The organism is Selenomonadales bacterium, from assembly GCA_017442105.1.
Classification (GTDB): Bacteria; Bacillota; Negativicutes; order RGIG982; family RGIG982; genus RGIG982.
Map to the genome: position 1 here is coordinate 1 of JAFSAX010000043.1, position 1,597 is coordinate 1,597.

Annotated in this window: 2 protein-coding genes; one reads left to right on the forward strand and one right to left on the reverse strand. The window is 45.8% G+C overall.

Features of this window, described 5'->3' with window-relative positions; genetic code table 11:
• The coding region (locus IJN28_01750) for a hypothetical protein (protein MBQ6712498.1) at positions 1 to 794 on the reverse strand (794 nt) is incomplete at its 3' end.
• 268 nt (positions 795 to 1,062) lie between these two features.
• Here IJN28_01750 and IJN28_01755 point away from each other — a divergent pair.
• A partial coding sequence (locus IJN28_01755) for a hypothetical protein (protein ID MBQ6712499.1) occupies positions 1,063 to 1,597 on the forward strand: 535 nt, incomplete at its 3' end.

Here is a 1,597-nt window from a genome sequence, read left to right on the forward strand (position 1 = left end):
AGACCCGCCGCCTTCGCATTTTCAACGAACTGCTCGATCATATCGTCTGTATGTCCAAGCGATTTTATATTCTCAGCGTCACGCCATGCTTTATTCTCTGCCTCGACGCGCTTCTGACGCGCTTCTATGGCAGCGTCCAATCTATCGTAAATATGACGTTTGTTATATTCTTCCATCTGTACGTTATAATCTTGCATTTTTCTCTCATATCTATCAAAATCATTCTTAAACGCGCTGTTCGAGAGAGCATGAATGATCCGCTTGAAAATGTTAGGCTTTGACGGCTTTCTAGGCTTTACAGATGTGTCTCTGGTATAGCTCTTCATATCAACGAAAAGAGGCTCCTTGGTATCCGCAAGCGTAAAGCTTACAGGCTTAGTTGTACCATCACGCAGCAGCGCACCATCGGTCTTCATATTCTGCACACCCGCAAGCTCTTTTGCAACAGCCATGGAGATCACGCCCAAAACCGAATGGAAGTTTGTTGCTTTAGGCTCATATTCGATCGGCTTGCCGTCGATCAAGACATTTTCTCTGATCTTTATTACATCATCAAGCTCTGCTGTAGCTGCGTCAAAATCCTTGCCGAGAATCGCAGAGTAAATACGATTGAAATTCTTAGAGATCTGCACTGACGCCTGATTCTGCTCATTTACAAAGCCCAGAGAGTTCTCAGGCCAGCTCTCTCTTCTTGCTACCACAAATATATTGCTCTCCGCGCCGCCGCCAAGAGCTTCTGCCCCGCGGATAAGGTCATCGGCTGCCTGTGTGTAAGTTAACTGCAAATGCTGCATAGTGTATGCCCTCCTGAAATGTGTTTTCTTTTCATTATCTTTTTACGCGAAAGCAATTAAAAAGTAACATCTTATGTGCAACAAATTTGTAAACCTGTATAAAACTATCCATGTTACTTCTCATTATATATAAACTGTACATTTATGATTATAGCATAAAACCGTCAGCACTGCAATATTTTGGCGCAAAAGGTGTTGAAATATCGCTTGGAATGTGGTAGAATATTTCAGACGATAAGTGCAATTATCAAAAAAGGAGAACAAAAACATGATCGCAAAAACTCCCCCTATGGGCTGGAACAGCTGGGACTGCTACGGCCCCGCAGTAAATGAGGCTACTGTCCGCGCCAATGCGGAATTTATGGCCAAGCACCTCAAGCAGTACGGCTGGGACTACATAGTTGTTGATATTCAGTGGAGTCAGCCCACCGCTACGAACCACGACTACCACCCGTTCACTGAGCTTTGCATGGACGAATATTCCCGTCTTATCCCTGCCGAGAACCGTTTTCCCTCCTCTGCGGGCGGAAAGGGCTTTGCACCCCTCGCAGAATATGTACATTCCCTCGGACTTAAATTCGGTATACACATCATGCGTGGAATACCCCGTCAGGCAGTGCATCAGAACACGCCGATCAAAGGCAGCGACAAGACTGCACGACAGATAGCAAAGACCTCCTCAATCTGCCAGTGGAACACCGATATGTACGGCGTTGACCCTGAAAAAGACGGCGCTAAAGCCTACTACGACAGCATTTTCGAGCTGTACGCAGAGTGGGGCGTTGATTTTATTAAGATAGACG